General features: G+C 65.5%; 21 protein-coding genes. 10 read left to right on the forward strand and 11 right to left on the reverse strand.

Annotated features, from left to right (window positions below; translation table 11 throughout):
- Positions 1-32: 32 nt before the first annotated feature.
- Entirely contained in the window at positions 33-1,460 is a 1,428-nt protein-coding gene (locus tag A7X65_RS06165; RefSeq protein WP_063683388.1) for a caspase family protein, read from the reverse strand.
- Between the two features lie 202 nt (positions 1,461-1,662).
- Entirely contained in the window at positions 1,663-2,538 is an 876-nt protein-coding gene (locus tag A7X65_RS06170; protein WP_063683389.1) for a DMT family transporter, read from the reverse strand.
- A gap of 145 nt (positions 2,539-2,683) precedes the next feature.
- Between A7X65_RS06170 and A7X65_RS06175 the strand changes: the two genes are divergently transcribed.
- Positions 2,684-3,082: a RidA family protein gene (locus A7X65_RS06175; RefSeq protein WP_063683390.1), complete on the forward strand. Its 399-nt coding sequence runs from the start codon at positions 2,684-2,686 to the stop codon at positions 3,080-3,082.
- A gap of 69 nt (positions 3,083-3,151) precedes the next feature.
- Here A7X65_RS06175 and A7X65_RS06180 read toward each other — a convergent pair whose 3' ends face one another.
- The 3 genes from A7X65_RS06180 to A7X65_RS06185 all read right to left on the reverse strand — a co-directional run bounded on the left by A7X65_RS06180 (position 3,152) and on the right by A7X65_RS06185 (position 4,752).
- Positions 3,152-3,697: a hypothetical protein gene (locus tag A7X65_RS06180; protein WP_063683391.1), complete on the reverse strand. Its 546-nt coding sequence runs from the start codon at positions 3,695-3,697 to the stop codon at positions 3,152-3,154.
- The gene (locus A7X65_RS40440; protein WP_082884840.1) at positions 3,642-3,992 is read right to left on the reverse strand and encodes a hypothetical protein; all 351 of its coding nucleotides are present in this window, start codon (positions 3,990-3,992) and stop codon (positions 3,642-3,644) included. The genes A7X65_RS06180 and A7X65_RS40440 overlap by 56 nt, the downstream gene beginning before the upstream one ends.
- A gap of 172 nt (positions 3,993-4,164) precedes the next feature.
- Entirely contained in the window at positions 4,165-4,752 is a 588-nt protein-coding gene (locus A7X65_RS06185; protein WP_063683392.1) for a formyltransferase family protein, read from the reverse strand.
- 189 nt (positions 4,753-4,941) lie between these two features.
- Between A7X65_RS06185 and A7X65_RS06190 the strand changes: the two genes are divergently transcribed.
- From A7X65_RS06190 to A7X65_RS06200, 3 genes are all read left to right on the forward strand, one after another.
- Positions 4,942-5,226: a hypothetical protein gene (locus A7X65_RS06190; protein WP_063683393.1), complete on the forward strand. Its 285-nt coding sequence runs from the start codon at positions 4,942-4,944 to the stop codon at positions 5,224-5,226.
- A 336-nt stretch (positions 5,227-5,562) separates the two neighbouring features.
- Complete coding sequence (locus A7X65_RS06195; RefSeq protein ID WP_063683394.1) at positions 5,563-5,781, forward strand: hypothetical protein; 219 nt, start codon at positions 5,563-5,565, stop codon at positions 5,779-5,781.
- Between the two features lie 153 nt (positions 5,782-5,934).
- A complete protein-coding gene (locus tag A7X65_RS06200; RefSeq protein ID WP_063683395.1) occupies positions 5,935-6,354 on the forward strand; it encodes a hypothetical protein in 420 nt (139 codons plus the stop codon).
- A 6-nt stretch (positions 6,355-6,360) separates the two neighbouring features.
- On the opposite strand, the gene A7X65_RS06205 is transcribed toward A7X65_RS06200, so the two are convergent.
- On the reverse strand, positions 6,361-6,663 hold the full coding sequence (locus A7X65_RS06205; protein ID WP_063683396.1) for a hypothetical protein: 303 nt from the start codon (positions 6,661-6,663) through the stop codon (positions 6,361-6,363).
- A 209-nt stretch (positions 6,664-6,872) separates the two neighbouring features.
- On the opposite strand from A7X65_RS06205, the gene A7X65_RS06210 reads away from it, so the two are divergent.
- On the forward strand, positions 6,873-7,085 hold the full coding sequence (locus A7X65_RS06210) for a hypothetical protein (RefSeq protein WP_063683397.1): 213 nt from the start codon (positions 6,873-6,875) through the stop codon (positions 7,083-7,085).
- 7 nt (positions 7,086-7,092) lie between these two features.
- Here the strand turns inward: A7X65_RS06210 and A7X65_RS06215 are convergent, their stop codons facing one another.
- Positions 7,093-9,141 carry an acetoacetate--CoA ligase gene (locus A7X65_RS06215; RefSeq protein ID WP_063683398.1) on the reverse strand — a complete coding sequence of 683 codons (2,049 nt, stop codon included), beginning with the start codon at positions 9,139-9,141 and terminating at the stop codon, positions 7,093-7,095.
- Between the two features lie 244 nt (positions 9,142-9,385).
- The gene (locus tag A7X65_RS06220) at positions 9,386-9,613 is read right to left on the reverse strand and encodes a hypothetical protein (protein ID WP_063683399.1); all 228 of its coding nucleotides are present in this window, start codon (positions 9,611-9,613) and stop codon (positions 9,386-9,388) included.
- A gap of 258 nt (positions 9,614-9,871) precedes the next feature.
- On the opposite strand from A7X65_RS06220, the gene A7X65_RS06225 reads away from it, so the two are divergent.
- From A7X65_RS06225 to A7X65_RS06235, 3 genes are all read left to right on the forward strand, one after another.
- Positions 9,872-10,591: an outer membrane protein gene (locus A7X65_RS06225; protein ID WP_063683400.1), complete on the forward strand. Its 720-nt coding sequence runs from the start codon at positions 9,872-9,874 to the stop codon at positions 10,589-10,591.
- Positions 10,592-10,974: 383 nt separating this feature from the next.
- Positions 10,975-12,060: an AI-2E family transporter gene (locus A7X65_RS06230; protein WP_063683401.1), complete on the forward strand. Its 1,086-nt coding sequence runs from the start codon at positions 10,975-10,977 to the stop codon at positions 12,058-12,060.
- Between the two features lie 141 nt (positions 12,061-12,201).
- Positions 12,202-12,588, forward strand: a complete 387-nt coding sequence (locus tag A7X65_RS06235) for an NUDIX hydrolase (protein WP_063683402.1) — start codon at positions 12,202-12,204, stop codon at positions 12,586-12,588.
- A gap of 1 nt (position 12,589) precedes the next feature.
- Here the strand turns inward: A7X65_RS06235 and A7X65_RS06240 are convergent, their stop codons facing one another.
- The 3 genes from A7X65_RS06240 to A7X65_RS41510 all read right to left on the reverse strand — a co-directional run bounded on the left by A7X65_RS06240 (position 12,590) and on the right by A7X65_RS41510 (position 13,738).
- Positions 12,590-12,874, reverse strand: a complete 285-nt coding sequence (locus A7X65_RS06240; RefSeq protein WP_063683403.1) for a hypothetical protein — start codon at positions 12,872-12,874, stop codon at positions 12,590-12,592.
- A gap of 185 nt (positions 12,875-13,059) precedes the next feature.
- A complete protein-coding gene (locus tag A7X65_RS06245; protein ID WP_063683404.1) occupies positions 13,060-13,299 on the reverse strand; it encodes a hypothetical protein in 240 nt (79 codons plus the stop codon).
- A gap of 154 nt (positions 13,300-13,453) precedes the next feature.
- The gene (locus A7X65_RS41510; protein ID WP_156527662.1) at positions 13,454-13,738 is read right to left on the reverse strand and encodes a hypothetical protein; all 285 of its coding nucleotides are present in this window, start codon (positions 13,736-13,738) and stop codon (positions 13,454-13,456) included.
- 210 nt (positions 13,739-13,948) lie between these two features.
- Between A7X65_RS41510 and A7X65_RS06255 the strand changes: the two genes are divergently transcribed.
- Together A7X65_RS06255 and A7X65_RS06260 are read left to right on the forward strand one after the other, a co-directional pair.
- A complete protein-coding gene (locus A7X65_RS06255; protein WP_063683406.1) occupies positions 13,949-17,053 on the forward strand; it encodes a DEAD/DEAH box helicase in 3,105 nt (1,034 codons plus the stop codon).
- A 361-nt stretch (positions 17,054-17,414) separates the two neighbouring features.
- Positions 17,415-18,122, forward strand: coding sequence for a hypothetical protein (locus A7X65_RS06260; RefSeq protein ID WP_063683407.1), 708 nt, complete (start codon positions 17,415-17,417; stop codon positions 18,120-18,122).
- The last annotated feature ends 6 nt before the right edge of the window (positions 18,123-18,128 follow it).

Below are 18,128 nucleotides of genomic sequence, written 5' to 3' on the forward strand. Positions count from 1 at the left end.
TTTGTTTGCGATCGCTCGTCGCGCTTTTCGTCTCAGCGCCGGAACATGCCGCCCATCATGCCACCGACGACGCCACCCACGAAGGCTGCACCGGCGGCATCGCCGGGATTGCTGCGCTGGGGAGCCGGGGCCGGCGCGCCGCTGCCTGCGGGCGCGGCAGCACGCCGGGGCGCCTTCTGGCTGTTGTCGCTGGCGGTCGGCGGCGCAGCGACGACTTCGGAGAGCAGGGCCTTGTGCTGGGGCTTGTTGAGGTAGCCCGACGCGGGATAGCCACGCGCGGCCTGCCAGCGCTTGAGGACGGACCGGGTTTCCTCGCTGAAGACACCGGTCTGCTTGGTGTCGAAGCCGAGGCCGGTGAGGCGGCGCTGCACGTCGCGGCGCTGGGTCTTGTCGAGGCCGATCTGGTCCTCGGTCAACAGGCTGGCCTCGTCGGTAAAGGCTGCGGGGTCGACGCCTGCATTGAGGGTGCGTGTCGCGGTCGAGGGGCCGCTCTTGATCGCGGCGAGCCGTGCCAGCGCCAGTGCCTTGAACTGACCGTTCGGATAGGCGGCGAGATAGGCGTTGAGCTCTTCCGGCTTGTTGCTCTCCTTGACCGAGCGCCAGTATTCGAGCTCGACGCCATCAGTGCCGCTGGTGGCCGCCGGCACGACGCCGGAGGCGGTCGGCGCCGCATTGGCAACCTGTGTCGTCTGCGACGGGTTGAGGTAGACCGCGCCGATCAGGTTGGTGTGGCCCCAGGGCAGCTGGCCCTTGCGGGTCTCTTCGTTGACCTGGGCGCGCACCGAGGTCATCGCCTGCTGGATCTCGACGCCGGGCTTGGTGATGTTGTCGATCAGCGCGCGGGTGAACGGGCTGTTGTTGCCTTCCTGGCCGTCGAGCGCGGTCTGGCCCGGGCCGGTCGCAAACGCGATCAGCGTGCCTTCCCCGGACTTCATCTCGGCAAGGCCGCTTCCCACGTTGACGCTGCGCGTCGCCGCGTTCGACTTGATCTTGGCGGCGAACGGATTGTCGCGGCAGGCATCGAGGAACACGAGCTTGACCTTGGCATCGCCCATGGTCTGCTCGAGCGTCAGGTCGATGTTGATGGCAGCGCCCAGCTTGACGTCCATCTCCGACTTGATGTCGGCATCGACGGGCAGGAGATAGTTGGTGCCGCCGACGGCGATGCCGTGGCCGGCATAATAGAACAGCGAGATGTCGGCGCCCTGCGCCTTGCGGCCGAAGTCGAGCAGCTTTTCCGTCATCTGATCGCGGCTGAGATTGGATCCTTCGATCACCTCGAAGCCGACATTGCGCAGCGTCGCCGCCATCGCCTTGGCGTCGATCGGCGGGTTCGGCAATTGCGCGACGTTCTTGTAGGAGCCGTTGCCGACAACGAAGGCGACGCGGCGGTCGGCTCTCGCGGCACTGACCGACAACGCCATGCACATGAGCGAGGCGAGGAGGGTGAGATAGCGCATCTGAAATCCCCAGAATCGAATTGCAGGCAGCAACAAATCGACAACGAACCTACACGAAGAGCCCGACTTCGCGCCACCGAAACGGCGGTACGGCTCGTTCAACCCGCTGCTGTGTGGCCGAATGTGCACGATGGAGGGGTTCTCCAACGTGATCCAAATCACGCTCGACCACTTTGTTTTGTCGCGCGAGGCGACACATGGTTCATGGCGCGCGGGTCGAAACCGGCGAAGCCGGCTTTAGATTCAGGAGGTTGCCGCACAGGATCAGCACCGCGCCGAGCACGGTCCAGGTGTCGAGCCGCTCGGAATAGAGCAGCCAGCCGACGGTCGCGGTGAGTGGAACCCGCAGGAAGTCCATGGGAACCACGATGGTTGCGTCGGCGTAGCGGAGCGCGCTGGCGAGGCAATAGTGCGAGAACGTGCCACACACGCCGATGACGAACAGCCAGCCCCACATGGCGGCCGAAGGCCAGACCCAGACATAGAACGTCGGAAGCAGGCCCATGACGAACTGCACGACGATCATCCAGAACAGGATCGAGAGTGCGCTCTCGGTCCGGGTCAGCGATTTCGCCAGGATCATGGAGATGCTGAAGCCGATCGCGGCCCCGAGTGCGATCAGCTGGCCCGGATTGATCTCGCCGGTCGCGGGCCGCACGATCATGACGACGCCGACGATGCCGAGCACGACGGCTGCAATTTTCCAGACCGTCATGCGCTCGGCCAGGAATGTCGCTGCGAGCAGGGCGGTCCAGATCGGCATGGTGAACTCGATCGCGACGACCTGGCCGATTCCGATCAGCGTCAGTGCGTAGAACCAGCCGAGCTGCGCGAAATAGTGCACGCCGTTGCGTGCAAGGTGTTGCGGCAGGCGCTTGGTCGCGACCGCCTTGAAGCCTCCCGCACGGTAGATGATCGGCAGCAGCAGCGTGAAGCCGATCACCGAGCGCACTTCCATGATCTGGAAGACGTTGAGGTCTCGGGTGGACTCACGGCCGGCGACGGCCATGACCAGCATCAGCGCCAGCCAGCCGGCCATCCACAGTGCAGCCATCGTTTTGGACGGTGTCGCGGTCATCGGTGCAAGTGCGGGAGATCGTACCTCGAGGGGACGGCCGGTATCGGCGACATCGGCGCGGTTTGCAACGGCCAAATCTGCGGATGCAGCGATGCAAGGCGGCGTGCTAAGCAGCATTGAACAACAAGAAAGGGAGACGTCGCTCATGCAGATCTTGCAGCCGGCCGAATGGAAAAAACCGCGCGGATTTTCCCACGGTGTCGTGGCCGAAGGGCCGGGCCGCTGGGTGGTGCTGGCCGGGCAGACCGGCGGCGACGAGACCGGCAATTACGCGCCCGACATGGCGGCGCAGGTGGCGACCGCCCTGAAGCGGATCATCAAGCTTCTGGCAGAAGCCGGTGCAGGCCCGGAGCATATCGTCCGCCTGACCTGGTACCTGACCAGCCGCAGCGAATATGAGGCCGCCGGCGCCGGAATCGGCGCAGCCTGGAAGGAGACGCTGGGGCGCAATTTCCCGCCCTCGACGCTGCTCTATATCGGCGGGCTCGTTGACGAGCGCGCCAAGGTCGAGATCGAGGTCACGGCCTTCGTGCCCGGCGCATAAGAAAAGGCCCGGCGTCGGGCGCCGGGCCTTTTCTCGCGTCGCGTTTTCTCGTGTCGCGGTGCTGTCGTCCTACTTCGACAGCGAGATGTTGGCGCCGCGGAACTGGCTGTCCGCGCGCATCGAGACGTTTTGTTTGTTGCCTGAGGTCTTCAGCGAGATGTTGGCGTTGAAGCCGGCGGTCGAGGCGATCAGTTCGTAATTGCCGCCGGCGCCGCGGCCCTGGAGCGATCCGGAGATGTTGCGGCTGGCCTCGGACCAGCTGCCGGCGATGGCTCCGCCTTCAGACTTCACGTTGGCGCCGAGGTTGAATTTGTAGGCGTCGCTGGCGCAGGTCAGCGACATCTCCATGGTCGGGCCGATCGGGGCGTATTTGGCCCGGCAGCGGATGCGTTCGGTCGAGCCGTCGTCCAGTGTAACGGTGCCGCTGCCGTTCCAGGTGCCGGCCAGGGGGGCAAACGGGCCGGACTGGGCCTTGCCTTCAGAGTTGACGAGCCCCGCCGCAAACAAAACGGCGGCCGCGATCAGCAGCCGCCGGTTCCGGGCGCGAGCCTCGATTGGTTTATTGGCGCGATGCTTCCCACCGCCCGCTGCACGGTATGCCTGCAGATGCTCCATTCCACTTCCCCGATCCGGCGTTGCCGTTGAGTTGACCGTTGGCATATGCACCATTGATCGAAACTTTCACAAGTCCCCCGCTGCCGATGGTGCCGGAAACGTTAGCGCCGGGCGCGGTGATCTTTCCGTCGGCGACCGTCAGCATCGAGCTTGCGCTCGGCTCACAGGTGCCGCTCTTGGTGACGATGGTGACCTGCCAGTTGCCGTCATAGGGGCTCTGGGCGAAGGCGGGAGCGGCGAGGGTGCCGGCGAAAACTGAAGCGGCACAGAACGCCGCGATGCGAGCAAAACGCATGAATTCCGTCCTTGAATATGTCCGATATGCTGTCGCTTATTCGGGCCAAATGTGACGGAAGTTTGTTGCAATGCCAAATCGAAAATTGTTCCAGTGGAAACAATGGTTTATTTGCGTTTTTGACTCCGATTTTCGAAGCAGAATCAATGCGGCTTCACGTTAAGGGTAAACGTCAGGAGAGACTCGGTGCCGAGGTCGCGAACTGCTCGTCCTGGACCTTGGCCGGCAGCGCCTTGTGGACCTTGGCATAATCGATCACGTCGGCCAGCAATTTGAGCCCGAGCGGGGCGAGCGCACGCTCCCAGAGGTCACGGGCGGTCTCGCCCTTCTTGACGAAGCACCAGTCCTGGGCGGCGATGGCTCCGGCGTCCATGCGGTCGGCAAGATGATAGATCGTGCCGCCGGCGATCGGATCGCCCTCCTTGATGGTCCATTCCACCGCCGCCTTGCCGCGGTGGCGCGGCAGCAGCGAGGGATGGTAGCCGATCCCGCCGAGCCTGGCGGCGGCCAGTGCGTCCTTGCCGATCCTGGCATGGCTGTGCGCGGTGATGATCAGATCGGTATCGGGGGCGATCTCGGAGGCCACCACCAGCTTGGGATTGGCCTGCACCACGACCTCGATGCCGGCTGCCTTGGCCGCCGCGGCCAGGCGATCCTCGGCGTCGGCCACCACGACCCGTGCGATCGAGACGCTGTGCTCCCGGAGCATGTTCAGGGTGGTCACACCGAAATGGCGGGAGCCGACGAGGGTAATGCGCATGGGGGTCCGATCCGTCTCGCAACTGCGTCGTACCCCCGATAACACGTCCGGCCGCCGTGTCACCAGCCACGGGCCGTTTGCGCCGGTTATCAACAATGCACCGGACGCGGGGACGTCGAATTCTGCGATTGCGCGGCCGGCCGTTGCAGTGCTTCCATATGCGCGTTGCACCGGCCCGGGAGCGAGCGCATGCGCAGCGCGTGGTTTTTCCTTCTTGTCGCACTGGTCGCGGCCACGCCGGCCCGCGCCGGCGGGCCTTATCCGGCGGTGCCGCCGGAGATTGGCGTTGCGCCGTTCATCGGCCCGACCTGGGATACGTTTCGCTGCGCCGACGGGACCATCCACAATTTCTATCACGGCGCCTATTACGGCGAGGAGCCGCCGGCGCTCTATCGCGGCTATGCCTACCGGCCACATTACCGATACAGCGCCTATCGCAGAGTGCCGCGGACCTATTTCTGCGTGACGGACTAGCGTTGCCGGTCTGCCACGGCTGGCCGGGAAGTGCGGCCACACGGTTCCTGTGTTTCATTTTTAACAGAAGCGATCGCCGGTTTGCGGCTAGAACGTGCCCCACCGGGGCTGGTCATATTTCAATCCCGATCCGTTTTCGAACCCGGCTTTGGCCGCTGGCGTAATCGCCAGCGGCTTTTTCATTCCGCGCATCGCGAAATCATCCGACGGTAATACGTTCTCAACCAGCTTGTCGTATCGACGAATCCGTCGCGGATTTGTATTGCGTACCGCGACACCGAAAATGTCCGCCGGCGTGGGTGCGCCGCGCGGGCCTTTTCGCCGGGACCGATTTTCATGCCGAGCGCAATTGAGCAGATCGTGGACGCCTATGTGCGGCTGAAGAACCGCCGTGGCCTCGACCAGCTCATGATGCACAGGCAGCGGCTCGCGGTCGATCTGAAGAGCAGGTCCGGCTTCGATTTCAGCCTGCCGATCGACAAGATCGACGAGGAGATCGCGATCATCGAGGCGGGCCTCAGCAGGCTGAAGGCGGTGAATTCCACGGCGCTCTAGCGAGCCTCGCCGCGCCTTGGGACTGAGGTACGGCGCGTCGTCGCAGCCCGCTTCCGGTTCATGCATGGTTCAGCCCGGCCGTGCCCCAATGAGCCGGTTGTTTCGTGGGACACGAATCCTGTTAGGCTTGTCCCCGACATTGGAGGAGACGTCATGATTGGACTCGCGCTGGCCGGCCTGATTGCGATTGCGAGCGTGCCGGCGGCATCGCCGGAACCCCTGGTCGAGCAAGTTCAGTTCAGGGGTGGCCCGGGCGGGCAATGTCCGGACGGCTATGATTTCAATCACTCGAACGGCCGCTGCTATCCCAACGACTATCATGCGCCCGGTTACTACAACCGGCCCGAGCCGAACTACGGGGGCCGTCGCGGGGGGCTTTGTCCGGACGGTTACGATTACAATTACTCGAACGGGAATTGCTATCCGAACCGCGCGCGGCCGCCCGGCGCCTACGGGGCTCCCGAGTATTACGGACGCCGCGGCGGGCTCTGTCCCGACGGCTACGACTACAATTATTCGAGCGGACAGTGCTATCCGAACCGCGCACGCCAGCCGGGCATGTACGGGCGCTAGGACGCCTTAAGAGGATTTGCCGCCGTCGATCACCGTGAACAATGGTCGGGCCTTGGTCGGCTCGACCAGCAGTTCGTCGACCATGGCGCTCGCAGCCTCGACATATTTTCGCGTGGGCTTGTCCAGGGGCCGCAGAGCCTCGTCGTCGAGCGCGACCCTGGCCGCCTCGACCAGCTTGCGCATGCGCTCGGCATGGTCGTCACCCGCCGTCAGCGTCGCGCGGGCCAGTGAGCGCAACACGAACAGCTCGCCCTCGAGGCGGAGGAGGCGGTCGTTGAGCCTGGTGAGGACGGCGTTGAGGTCGGCCATTGCTTGCTGTTCGGCGCGGAGGATCCATCCTGATCTAGCCGCCATGGGTGAACGGAGTCCAAACGCCATTGGTGCAATTGGGGCGATCTCCGGCGGCCTCCCGGCATCGGCGATGCCGCCGATGTGACCGATCGTGACCCTGCGGTCCATTGGGACGCGACTGGTTCCCGCACACATCGCAAGACGGGTGGACGTCTGGAGCACGTTCAATGCGGTCTGTTGTGGCTTTGGTTCTTCTGATCTCGGCGTGTGCGCAGGCGGCAGCCGCGCCGGCGCACCATGCGCGTCCGCGCCACCATGCCGTCGTCCGTCTGCCTGAAGACGCGCCGGTGCCGCCCGGCTGGTACAAATTCCCAGGCTACCCGCCGATCCCGCCGTCGGAGAACAGGAATCTCGATCCTTCGAATTTCGGCGGCGGCTGATCGCGCCTCACACCGCGGTCCGCGCCAGATAGTCGCGGGCGAAGGCGAGATACCAGTCGAGGCAGGCGGGATTGGCCATCGCCTCCTTGTTGATGACTTTCTCAACGGGCTGACCAAGCAAGAGCTTCTTGATCGGCAGCTCCTGCTTCTTGCCGGACAGCGTGCGCGGGATCTCGGCGACCGCGAAGATTTCATTCGGCAGGAAGCGGCGGGACAGGCCGGCCTCGATCGCCTTGTTGATCTTGGCCTGCATCGCGGCGTCGAATGCGGTGCCCTCGCGCAGCACCACGAACAGCGGCATGTAGCTGTCGCGGCCGAGATATTCGAGGTCCACGACGAGGCTATCGAGCACCTCGGGCAGGGCTTCGATCGCGGAATAGAGCTCGCTCGTGCCCATGCGTAGCCCGTGGCGGTTGATGGTGGCATCGCTGCGGCCATAGATGATGCAGGATCCATCAAGGTTGACCTTGAGCCAGTCGCCGTGCCGCCACACCGGTCCGCGGCCGCTGCCGTCGAAATTGTCCGGATAGGTCTCGAAATAGCTGCTGCGATAGCGCGCGCCGTCCTTGTCGTTCCAGAAGTAGAGCGGCATCGAGGGCATCGGCTCGGTGCAGACGAGCTCGCCGACCTCGTCGATCACGGCGCGGCCTTGTTCGCTGAAGGCTTCGACCGCAGCGCCCAGTAGGCGGCATTGCATCGCGCCCGGCGTCTGCGGCAGCTCGCGGTTGCCGCCGATGAAGGCGCCGGCGAAGTCGGTGCCGCCGGAAATGTTCGCCCACCAGATGTCGGCCTGCGCCGCGCTGCCGTTCGTCTTCGACAGCGCCGCGAAGCGTGCGTTGAACCAGGCTTGCGTGTCGGCGCTGAGCGGCGAGCCGGTCGAGCCCAGGCAGCGCAATCGCGAGAGGTCGCCCGCAGCGGTCAGATCGATCTCGGCCTTGGCGCAATTGGCGAAGAACGCCGCGCCGGCGCCGAAGAAGGTCGCCTTCGACTGCGCCACGAAGCGCCACAGCGTGGTCCAGTCCGGCTTGTCCTTGGCACCGCCCGGGCTGCCATCGAAGATGCAGCAGGTGGTGCCGCTCAACAGGCCGCCGACCTGGCTGTTCCACATGATCCAGCCGGTCGACGAGTACCAGTGATAGCGCTCGCCGAAAGAATTCTCGTGATAGGAGCAGCCGATGTCATTGTGCAGGCCGAGCAGCGCCAGCACCACGATGACGATGCCGCCATGGCCATGCACGATCGGCTTCGGCAGGCCGGTGGTGCCGCTGGAATAGACGATCCAGAGCGGATGATCGAACGGCAGCCACATCGGCTCGAACGCGTCGACGGCGGCGCCGGTTCTTGCGGTGATGTCGGAGAGCAGGGCATCTGGTGCGGTGACCGCGTTGGCCGCGCTGTGCAGGATGACATGCGCGACCGTGGGCAGCGATCGCCGCAGCTCGGCGACGACATCGCGCCGGTCATGCTGCCGGCCCGCATAGGTGACGGCATCGCAGGCGATCAGCACTTTCGGCTCGATCTGCTTGAAGCGGTCGATCACGGCGGGCGCGGCCATGTCGGGCGCGCAGACGCTCCAGACCGCGCCGATGCTGGCGCTCGCCAGAAAACCGATGACGGTCTCGGGAATGTTGGGCAGATAGGCCGCAACGCGATCGCCCGGCTTGACGCCTTGCTCGATCAGATGCAGCGCGAGCGCAGCCGCCTTGCGGCGCAGCTCCGGCCAGCTGGTCTGCCTGAGCTTGCCGTCTTCACCGCTGCTGACGATCGCGGGCAGGCCGGCGGCGTCAGCCGCGTCCACATGACGGAACACCTGCCGCGCGTAATTCACCTGTGCGCCCGGAAACCAGACCGCTCCCGGCATCTTGCGCTCGGCGAGAACGGCCGTGAACGGCGTCGGTGACTGCAGATCGTAATAGTCCCAGATGCTGCGCCAGAAAGCGTCGAGATCGCGCACCGACCATTGCCGCATCTCCTCGTAACTGGCGAAGGACAGGCCGCGCCGTTCGGCAAGCCAGTTGCGGTAGAGGGCGATCTGGGGAACGAAAGCTGCGGTCATTGCTTGCCGGGTTCGATTGCGGGGAGGCAAGTCTAGCTCGCAGCGCAGACGAGCAGAAGCCATCTTCGCGCAGAGCGCAATGGCGCCGCCATTGGAGCGGGCGTTCCCCGCGACGAAGTTGCCGCGAGCGCAAATCAGCGCTTCAACAATCTCGCTATGGCTTCGCTGTGCTTGCAATGTCAGCGAGTAGCGCGGATGAAGCGAAGACCTAGTCCCGGCTGCGGCACCGAGACTGCCGCCTCAGCTACCACTCCACGCCGGCCCAGCGCCGGCCGAACACCGGCGGCTTCGTCTTCACCGCCTGCCAGCCGAAGAAGTGGTGCTTGCCGGACCAGCTGTGCACCACGCTGCCGCAGATGCTGCACTTGAAGTGGCCGACATGCGCCTCGGTGTGCTCCTCCCGGGTCGCGGTGTAGTTCATGCTGCAACCGGTGCAGGTGAATTCTTCGATCGTCCAGATGCTGTTGGCCATTGCACGGAATGTTTGTTGGGACCTCGACGCAGGGTAGGCGCGGGCGTTTGCATCGGCGTAAACCGGCGAGCGGAAATCCGGTTAATCGCCGTTAGCCAAACCGGTCCGCGGCCAACGCGTTTGCATGATTTTCCTGGGTTTTGCGGCGCCCGTCAGTCCAAATCGCGCCGCCGGCAGGTCCAAGCGCGCCACTGATCCGGCAGCTAGATTTCACCCGTCGCCCCGGTCGGGCGGGGCAAGAGTCGATGGGGTGAGATCATGGGGAAGAAGCTCGTTTTGACGGCCGCGTTGCTGTCGCTGACAACGCCGGCATTCGCTGCCGATATGGTTGCGCCCGTGCCGATGAAGGCACAGGTCGCGGCACCTATCTTCACATGGACCGGCTTCTACATCGGCGCCCATGGCGGCGGCGCGTGGAGCAAGTGGAGCGGCATGGACCCGGCCGATCCGGCGGCCGGATGGAGCTCGGTCACGGCCAGCGGCGGTATCGTCGGCGGCCAGATCGGCGGCAACTACCAGATCAGCAATTTCGTGCTGGGCCTCGAGGGCACCGGCGCCTGGTCCAGCGTCACGCTCAACAGCAACAGTCCGTTCGGCGGCGGAGCTGGGTTCATCTTCTCGCTGAAGAACGACTATATCGCCACGGTGGCCGGGCGCTTCGGCGTCGCGTTCGACCGCGTGCTGCTCTACGCCAAGGGCGGTGCGGCGTTCACGCGCGACAAATACTGCGCCAATAACGGCCTTGCGGGCGCGCTCGCCGGCTCGGCCTCGGGCAGCTTCAACCGCACCGGCTGGCTGGCCGGCGCCGGCGTGGAATGGATGTTCATGCCGAACTGGTCGGTGAAGGCCGAGTACAATTATATGGGCTTCGGCGCGATCAACGAACTGCCGGTGACGACGGGCAATCTGGTGGCAACGCCCGCCAACGTGAAGCTGAACATCCAGACCGGAACGGTCGGCATAAACTATCACTTCTAGCCGCGCGGGGCCTTGCCGCGGGATCAGCCCTCGGTCCGCATGTCGCGGTCGATGCGCATCTGCACGCGCCTGACGGCGAGCAGCGGCAGCCTGCCTTGCACCCGTCCGGTGCGGACCTTGTCAGCGATCGCATAGGGATAGCGCCAATAGCCGGGAGCGCCGTTCGGCTCGAAAAGTGGATGCCGCGGTGGATCCCCGCATGTTGGTCGGGCTCTGTGGCGGCACGTGGCATCGTCTGCGAATGCCCCAGGGCTCGATGCGTTCCAATCCGGCGGCGGGCGCGTCTGCCGCAGGAGGAACCGGTCGTCTTGACGGCGGATGCGGGGCTGGCAATAACGGCTTGTTCGAGTGCCGGAACCCGCGTCGATGCCGCAAGGAAGGTCGTGCCCGTGAAAAGCCTCCGTCAGCTCCTCACGGGAGAGGACATCATCCAGCTCGTGATCCGGCTCGGCCTGCTTGCCCTGCTGATCATCTGGACCTTCCTGATCATCCGCCCGTTCGTGCCGATCCTGGCCTGGAGCGGCGTGCTCGCGGTTGCGTTCTATCCGGCCTTCAGCTGGGTCGCCAGGATGCTCGGCGGACGTCCCAAGACCGCCGCGGCGATCCTCACCCTCGTCACGCTCGGGATCGTCATCGGTCCCGCGACCTGGCTCGGCATCAGCGCCGTGGACGGCGTGCGCGAACTGGCGCACCAGCTCGGCACCGGCGATCTCGCGCTGCAGTCGGCGCCGGAGCAGCTCAAGTCCTGGCCGCTGGTCGGTCCATGGCTGTTTGAGCTCTGGGATCAGGCCTACACCAACATCCGCGCAGTGCTGCGCGAGGTTGCGCCCTATCTCCAGCCGCTGGCGGGGCCGCTGTTGTCGCTCGCGGGCGATGCCGGCGTCGGCACGCTCCAGTTCCTGGTCTCGGTGTTCGTCGCCGGCTTCCTGTTCCCGCATGGGCCGCGGCTGGTCGCCGCCGGCCGCGGCTTCCTGTTTCGCATCGTGCCCGAGCAGAGCGAGCATTTCCTGGGGCTCGCGGGCGCGACCATCCGCGCGGTGGCGCAAGGCGTGATCGGCGTCGCGATCGTGCAGGCGCTGCTGGCCGGCATCGGCTTCAAGCTCGCTGCCGTGCCGAGCGCGGGCCTGCTCGCCTTCATCGTGCTGCTGCTCTCGATCGTGCAGATCGGCGCCTTCCTGGTCCTGCTGCCTGTGATCATCTGGATCTGGACCGCGAAGGACGTCACCACCGCGCTGGTTCTCACCGTATTTCTCGTCCTGGTCGGCTTCATCGACACCATGTTGAAGCCGCTCGTGATGGGACGCGGCCTGAACACACCGACCATCGTGATCTTCGTCGGTGTGATCGGCGGGACGCTGGCCCACGGCATCGTCGGCCTGTTCATCGGACCGATCATCCTCTCCGTCGCCTGGGAGCTGATGATGGCGTGGATCCGGACAGAGGACCAGACGGGGACAGCCGAGGGCTGATTTTGGCCTGGCGGGCGCGAACTCGCCGCCGCCGCGCATAACGACGACGGCTTCGCTGCCTGTGATCAAGGCAAGCCGCGAACTTGTCTATCCGACTAGACAAGTTACGATGGCTCGATTCTGTTTTTGATTACGGCAGCAATGGCAAAGTCTTCCAAGCTCGTTGCCGCGAAGCGCGGCAAGGTATTGTTGGTCAGACGCCGGTCGGACGGGCTTTGGATGTTCCCGGGCGGCCGCAAACGTTCGCGCGAGTCCGACAAGGCTTGCCTGCGGCGCGAGATCAAGGAAGAGCTGCCCAAGCTGAAGCTCGGCCGGATTAGCCTCTGGAAGGAAGTGACGGCCAGGAACAAGCGCTCCGGCCGCAAGATGAGCGATGCGATCTTCATCGCCAAGGGCGCCAAGGGCAGGCTGGAGATCGGCGACAAGAAGGAGATCGACCGCGCCGCCTGGCACAAGCCGCGCGGCCTTCGCCTGACGCCGACCTCGCGCTACATCCGCGATCGCTTGTTTCCGCGCAAGCGGCGCTGAGCTAGTCCTCGCGTCCCGCCGATTGCGTCCGTCCGGCGAAGGATCTCGACCCGGCGAGGCGCGGCTCCGGCGCAGCGCGCCTCACGGCCTCGGCCTCGCGCTGCTCCTTGCGGGCCTTGCGCGCATTGCGCATCGCGCGCTTGACGAAGGGGTGCTGGGAATCCTCGGTGAAGAACAGCACCACTTCGCAACTCGGGCACTGCCTGGAATAGCCGTCCTGCAACCGCGCGGCGCGATCGCGGAACACGTTCTTGCAACGCGTGCACTGAATCTGGACGGAGCCCATGTGCGATCGACAATGACTGATGGAAATGCATCGTCATGCTGATCGCAAATGTCTGAAGAAAGCTTGAAAGCCTTCCGCGAATTCAACGTCACTGTGTCGCATGCCGATGCAGCGGGCGCGAGCACGCCGGAAATGCTCGCGTCGCGCGCGCGGCGAAGCGATCGTTTGCTGAAGCTGGTGGCAGGCTATTGCTTGGCCGCCATCGTCTCCAGGCAATGGGTGAGATAGGCGGTGCGGTCGCGCGGCAGCACCTTGTCGAGATCCGCCTTCAGTGCGCATTCGCGCTGCCGCAGCTGTTCGGCGCGGCGCTTCTCGGCGGCTTCGCGGAATTCGGGAGCGACCTTGTTGGGATCAACCAGCGCCTGCGCGCGGGCCGGGGTGGTTGCAAGCAGGATGCAGGCAGCGACGAAAATGAATGGTTTCAAATGAGCCTCCGTAAAAGGAGGCATCCTAGCGTGCCGCGCGCAAACCCTCAAACCGGGACACGCGGTACCCCGTTCCGCTGCGGCTGCGCCGGCGGGGCGTGTGAACCAGTTCACAAGCGCTCGGCGGATTTGCTGCTATGAAGTTGTCATTGCTTCACCAAATCATTTTCCACGAAACGCCCCGGCGTCCAAGCGCCGGGGTTTTTCGTGCTGGCAAGGCGCTATCTCCGATCGGGTCGGCCTTGAGCAAGGCATGATCCCGCGCAAGCAGCGGCTGCTTGCGGAACGGGTGGAGTTCCCCGCAATGGTTGCGCGGAACGTTGCCGCGAGGCGTGCGTTCGCCCGGCAAATCCCATATGGATGGCGGCGCGTCGCCGAATCGAATGAGGCCGGCGCGCGCGTTCAGTTGGTGGCGGTTGACGACCAGAAACGGATTCACGTGAGGCTTGCAAAGAAGGCGCGGGCGGCCAAGGTCTTGCCTAAGGCATTGCCTAGGACGAAGTCGCTCAAGACGACGCTGTCCAAGACGAGGTCGTTGAAAGCAAAGACATCGTCGAAGACCAAGGCTTCGCTGAAGACCAAGGCTTCGCGAGGGAAGAACGAGGGAGCGCAGCGCGCCACGATCTCGTCGTCGTCGCCTCTCGGTTCGATGGCGCTGCATCTGCTCGCGCAGTGGAAGCTGTCCGGGCCGAGCGGCATCGTGTTTCTCGCCGAGAACGAGAGCAGGGCGGAGCGGCTGGGCAGCGTCCTTCACGCGCTCGATCCGTCCTGCGAGGTGCTGGTGTTTCCGCGGCTGAACACCTTGCCGTTCGATCAGCTCGAGCCCTCGCATGAGCTCGCAGGGCGCAGGGCCTCGGTGCTGCGGCGCCTCGCAAAATCCAAGAAGCCGATCTTCCTCGTTTCGACCGCAGAGGCGGCGATGGAGCGCCTGCCGCCGCCGGCGAACCTGTTGCGCCTCAGCATCAGCCTGAAGGTGGGCGGCGCGTTTTCCGAGCGGGATCTCGAGACGCGTCTGGAATCCCTGGGATACGATCTCGACGACGAGCCGGACTATCCGGGCGGGGCGCTGTTTCACGGACAGACCTTCGAGATCTTTCCCGCGGGCGCGCTCGGGCCGTTCCGGATCGAGCATTCAAATCGCGCGATCGACCGCATCGTGGCGTTCGATCCGAAAGAGCACGAGATCATCTTCGAGACCAAGGAGCTTCTCGTCGATCCCATGTCGGAGCGGCTGGGGCTTTCCGGCAAGGGCGGCAAGCGCGCGACGCTGTTCGACTATTGCGGACGCGCCAAGTGGATCGTCGATGCCGGCGTGCCCTCGCACGCCGACGTCTGGTTCGACACGATCGAGGAAGCGGCACCGCGTGCGGAGCGCGAGCGCGAATATCTCGGTCGCCGCGACTGGAAGCAGCTCTCCAGGGGCATGAAGGTGCTGCCGCGCACGGCACCGTTCCAGGCCATCCCGGAGTTCTCGAAGCTGACATCCACGCGCAAGGCGCTGCGTGCCTTCGTCGAGGAGACGCGGCGGGCCGGCTCGCGGCTGATCCTCGTCGCGGCGCAGGAGGACGACCTGCGCGTGATGGAACGGATGAGCGGTGTCAAGGCGCAGCGCTCAGAGGATTGGGACGAGGCGAGCCGCGGGGGCAGCGGCGAGGCGTCGCTTCTGGCCGATCTCGATGCGGGCTTCGTTGTGCCCGGGAAAAAGCCGATCGTCGTCGTGACGGCATCCGACGTGCTCGGCAGCCGGGCGCATCATGCCCAGCCGATGGCGCGCGCCTGGAGCGCGGCGTTCGATCATGCCGATGTGCCGGAGCAGGGCACCGTGGTTGTGCATCTGCAGCGCGGCCTTGCCGTGCTCGACGGCCTGCAGACCGTCAACACCGGCGGCGGCGCGATGCGCGAGATGATCCGCCTGAAATTCGCGGGCGACAATGCGGTTCTGGTGCCGCCGACCGATCTGGCGCTGATGTGGCCCTACGCCGCCGAGCTCGGCAAGCTCGCGCTCGACAAGGCGGACGGCAGCACATGGTGGGGCCGCCGCAGCGAGGCCGAGCGCGAGATCCAGATCGCCGGCAAGGTGCTGGCCAAGCACATCAGCCAGCGCCGCCGGCGGCGCGGCGAAAAGCTGGTGCCGCCGGGATCGGCCTACGAGAAGTTCGTCGCGCGCTTTCCCTACTTCACCACGATCGACCAGGCCAGGGCGATCGGCGACGTGCTGGACGATCTCGCGTCCGGCCATCCGATGGACCGGGTGGTCTGCGGCGATGTCGGCTTCGGCAAGACCGAGGTGGCGCTGCGCGCGGCCGCGGCCGTGGTGCTGTCGGGCAAGCAGGTCGCGATCGCGGTGCCGACGACGGTGCTGGCACGGCAGCACGTCGCGACGTTCCAGAAGCGCTTCGCCCCGTTCGGCATCGAGGTCGGCAACCTCTCGCGCGCAACCTCCGGCGCGGCGCTGCGCGAGACCCGGGAGGGCCTGCGCAGCGGCCGGATCAAGGTCGTGATCGGAACGCAGGCGCTGACGGCGAAGGACGTGAAGTTCGACGATCTCGGCCTCGTCATCATCGACGAGGAGCAGCATTTTGGCGCGGCCGAGAAGGCCAAGCTCGCGGGCCTCGCCAAGAATGTCCATGTGCTGATGATGAGCGCGACGCCGATCCCGCGGACGCTCGCCGCGGGCCTTGCCGGCTTCCGCGATCTCAGCGTCATCGCCTCGCCGCCGGTGCACCGGCTTCCGGTCGCAACCAGGATCGCACCGCTGTCGGATGCGGCCATCGCCTCCGCACTGCTGCGCGAGCAGCGTCGGCACGGCCAGAGCTTCCTGATCTGTCCGCGCATCCAGGATCTCGATCCTATGCTGGCGCGGGTGCAGGCGGTGGCGCCGGACCTCCGCATCGTCTGCCTGCACGGACGGCTGGCGGCCGACGAGATCGACGATCGCATGATGAGCTTCGTCGAGGGCAGGGCCGACGTCCTGCTCGCGACCAACATCGTCGAGAGTGGACTCGACATTCCCCGCGCCAACACCATCGTGGTGTGCTGGCCGGAGAAGTTCGGCCTCGCCCAGCTCCACCAGCTGCGCGGCCGGGTCGGTCGCGGCGGCATCCGCGCTTTCGCCCATTTGTTGACCGAGACGCAGTCCGGCCAGTCCGAGAAGCGGCTCGCGGTGCTCGAGGAGTTCAGCCGGCCGGGCGCAGGCTTTGCCATCAGCGAGCGCGACCTGGATCTGCGCGGCGCCGGCGACCTGTTCTCGGAGGAGCAGTCCGGCCATGTCCAGGTGTTCGGACCCGTGCTCTACAGCCACCTCCTGAAGATGGCCTCGGAGAAGGCCGACGACGAGCGCGCCGCGGTGTGGGTGCCGGACCTCAACCTGCCGGTCGGTGACATGCTGCCCGAGACCTATGTGCAGTCCGAGCCGGTGAGGCTCGAGCTCTATGCGCGGGCCGCACGGTGCAGCAACGAGGACGACCTCGACGATCTCGAAGAGGAGACCTCCCGCCGCTTCGGGCCCTTGCCGAAGGTCGCGCGCGACTTCTTCGCCGCGGCGAGGCTTCGCATCGAATGCAAGCGGAGAGGCATCATCCGGCTCGACGTCGGCCCCGGCGCGGTGGCCGCGACGTTCCTGCCCGGGCGGTTGCGGAAGTCGCGCGGCAAGTCGCTGCAGCGCGACGGCGATCGCGTCGTCTATCACAGCCAAACGCGCGATGCGCCGTTCGAGACGGTGGAGGAATTGTTCGAGCTGCTGGACGAGGGGTAGGGCGAACTAAAAGTTCGAAAACAACCCCATGCACAGTAGCCAAGTGCTTGTCGGCACGATGCCTTTCCGCAGCCGGCTGGAGTGGCCGGTTGACCCGTCGGGCAAAACAGGTGCATTCGCCAAATTCGGAAAAACCGTTAAGCGCGATGCTCGCCGGCCGGACCGGCACACGCCGTCCGCGGCCTCGGCTATTTGGCGCGGTCCCGCCCATGGCGTCCCCGTAGTCGGCCGGAGTGACCGCTAACGTGGAATTAATCCAGAACGCCGACAATTTTAGGCAGTTGTGTATGGGTGCTGCGTAAAGGGGTCCTCGCGAGGGGCGTTCCAGGGGCGGCTTCCGTTTGCTCGCTCACTGGGGTCAATGCACGTGACCACGACTTTCGAAACGCAAGGCCTCGTCGAACAACTCGACCCTGCAGCCCTTGCCGCCGCCGCAGCGGCGGACGAAGCCGCTGCCTTTGAAGCTCCAGCCCCGATCGTACGGACCAGCCGGAAATCGGTGCTGGCCCTGTCGGCGTGCGCCCTCGCCATCGCCATCAATGGCGCAGCGGCGGTCTACACATTGCCGTCCATTCTTCCCGCGCTGAATGTCAGCAGGCTGGCTGAGCTGCTTCCGCGCCGGGAAACGCCGCCGCCGCCGAAACCGGATCCGGTCGTCGCGGCCTTGAAGGATATTCAGTCGGCCCAGCAGCAGCACACGGCCTCGCTGCAGGCGAACAACGACCTCGCGCAGCAGAACGCGGCCGCGCTGCAGCAGGATACGATGGTGCTGCTGTCCCTGCGCCAGAGCATTACGGACGAGCGGGTCGACGTCAGGAAGATCTCCTCGCAGCTCTCCACGCTGATCTCGAAGGTGGACTCGCTGCAGAATGTGATGATGTCGGACATGACGTCTTCCATTCGAAAGGCGAATGCGCGCTACGGCTTCTCGGCCGCGATGCGCAAGCGGATGCTGACCCGGCAGACCAAGCCTCTGGGGCCCGTCCCGGTGGGCGGCGCGCTAGGGCCCGTGTCGGTCGGCGGGGCGCCGCTGAGCATGCCGGCTGCGACGGCAGCTCCGGAGAGCTGAGGGGCG

It is taken from the genome of Bradyrhizobium stylosanthis (assembly GCF_001641335.1).
In the GTDB taxonomy this organism is placed as follows: Bacteria; Pseudomonadota; Alphaproteobacteria; order Rhizobiales; family Xanthobacteraceae; genus Bradyrhizobium; species Bradyrhizobium stylosanthis.

Excerpts from the sequence above, each read along its gene's own strand:
- A7X65_RS06200 (WP_063683395.1), top strand. The coding sequence starts at position 5,935 with ATGATTGGACTCGCGCTGGCCGGCCTGATTGCGATTGCGAGCGTGCCG.
- A7X65_RS06240 (WP_063683403.1), bottom strand. The coding sequence starts at position 12,874 with ATGGGCTCCGTCCAGATTCAGTGCACGCGTTGCAAGAACGTGTTCCGC.
- A7X65_RS06195 (WP_063683394.1), top strand. The coding sequence starts at position 5,563 with ATGCCGAGCGCAATTGAGCAGATCGTGGACGCCTATGTGCGGCTGAAG.
- A7X65_RS06165 (WP_063683388.1), bottom strand. The coding sequence starts at position 1,460 with ATGCGCTATCTCACCCTCCTCGCCTCGCTCATGTGCATGGCGTTGTCG.
- A7X65_RS06190 (WP_063683393.1), top strand. The coding sequence starts at position 4,942 with ATGCGCAGCGCGTGGTTTTTCCTTCTTGTCGCACTGGTCGCGGCCACG.
- A7X65_RS06180 (WP_063683391.1), bottom strand. The coding sequence starts at position 3,697 with ATGGAGCATCTGCAGGCATACCGTGCAGCGGGCGGTGGGAAGCATCGC.
- A7X65_RS06220 (WP_063683399.1), bottom strand. The coding sequence starts at position 9,613 with ATGGCCAACAGCATCTGGACGATCGAAGAATTCACCTGCACCGGTTGC.
- A7X65_RS40440 (WP_082884840.1), bottom strand. The coding sequence starts at position 3,992 with ATGCGTTTTGCTCGCATCGCGGCGTTCTGTGCCGCTTCAGTTTTCGCC.
- A7X65_RS06210 (WP_063683397.1), top strand. The coding sequence starts at position 6,873 with ATGCGGTCTGTTGTGGCTTTGGTTCTTCTGATCTCGGCGTGTGCGCAG.
- A7X65_RS06260 (WP_063683407.1), top strand. The coding sequence starts at position 17,415 with ATGCACGTGACCACGACTTTCGAAACGCAAGGCCTCGTCGAACAACTC.
- A7X65_RS06235 (WP_063683402.1), top strand. The coding sequence starts at position 12,202 with ATGGCAAAGTCTTCCAAGCTCGTTGCCGCGAAGCGCGGCAAGGTATTG.
- A7X65_RS06170 (WP_063683389.1), bottom strand. The coding sequence starts at position 2,538 with ATGACCGCGACACCGTCCAAAACGATGGCTGCACTGTGGATGGCCGGC.
- A7X65_RS06215 (WP_063683398.1), bottom strand. The coding sequence starts at position 9,141 with ATGACCGCAGCTTTCGTTCCCCAGATCGCCCTCTACCGCAACTGGCTT.
- A7X65_RS06185 (WP_063683392.1), bottom strand. The coding sequence starts at position 4,752 with ATGCGCATTACCCTCGTCGGCTCCCGCCATTTCGGTGTGACCACCCTG.
- A7X65_RS06175 (WP_063683390.1), top strand. The coding sequence starts at position 2,684 with ATGCAGATCTTGCAGCCGGCCGAATGGAAAAAACCGCGCGGATTTTCC.
- A7X65_RS06255 (WP_063683406.1), top strand. The coding sequence starts at position 13,949 with ATGGCGCTGCATCTGCTCGCGCAGTGGAAGCTGTCCGGGCCGAGCGGC.
- A7X65_RS06205 (WP_063683396.1), bottom strand. The coding sequence starts at position 6,663 with ATGGCCGACCTCAACGCCGTCCTCACCAGGCTCAACGACCGCCTCCTC.
- A7X65_RS06225 (WP_063683400.1), top strand. The coding sequence starts at position 9,872 with ATGGGGAAGAAGCTCGTTTTGACGGCCGCGTTGCTGTCGCTGACAACG.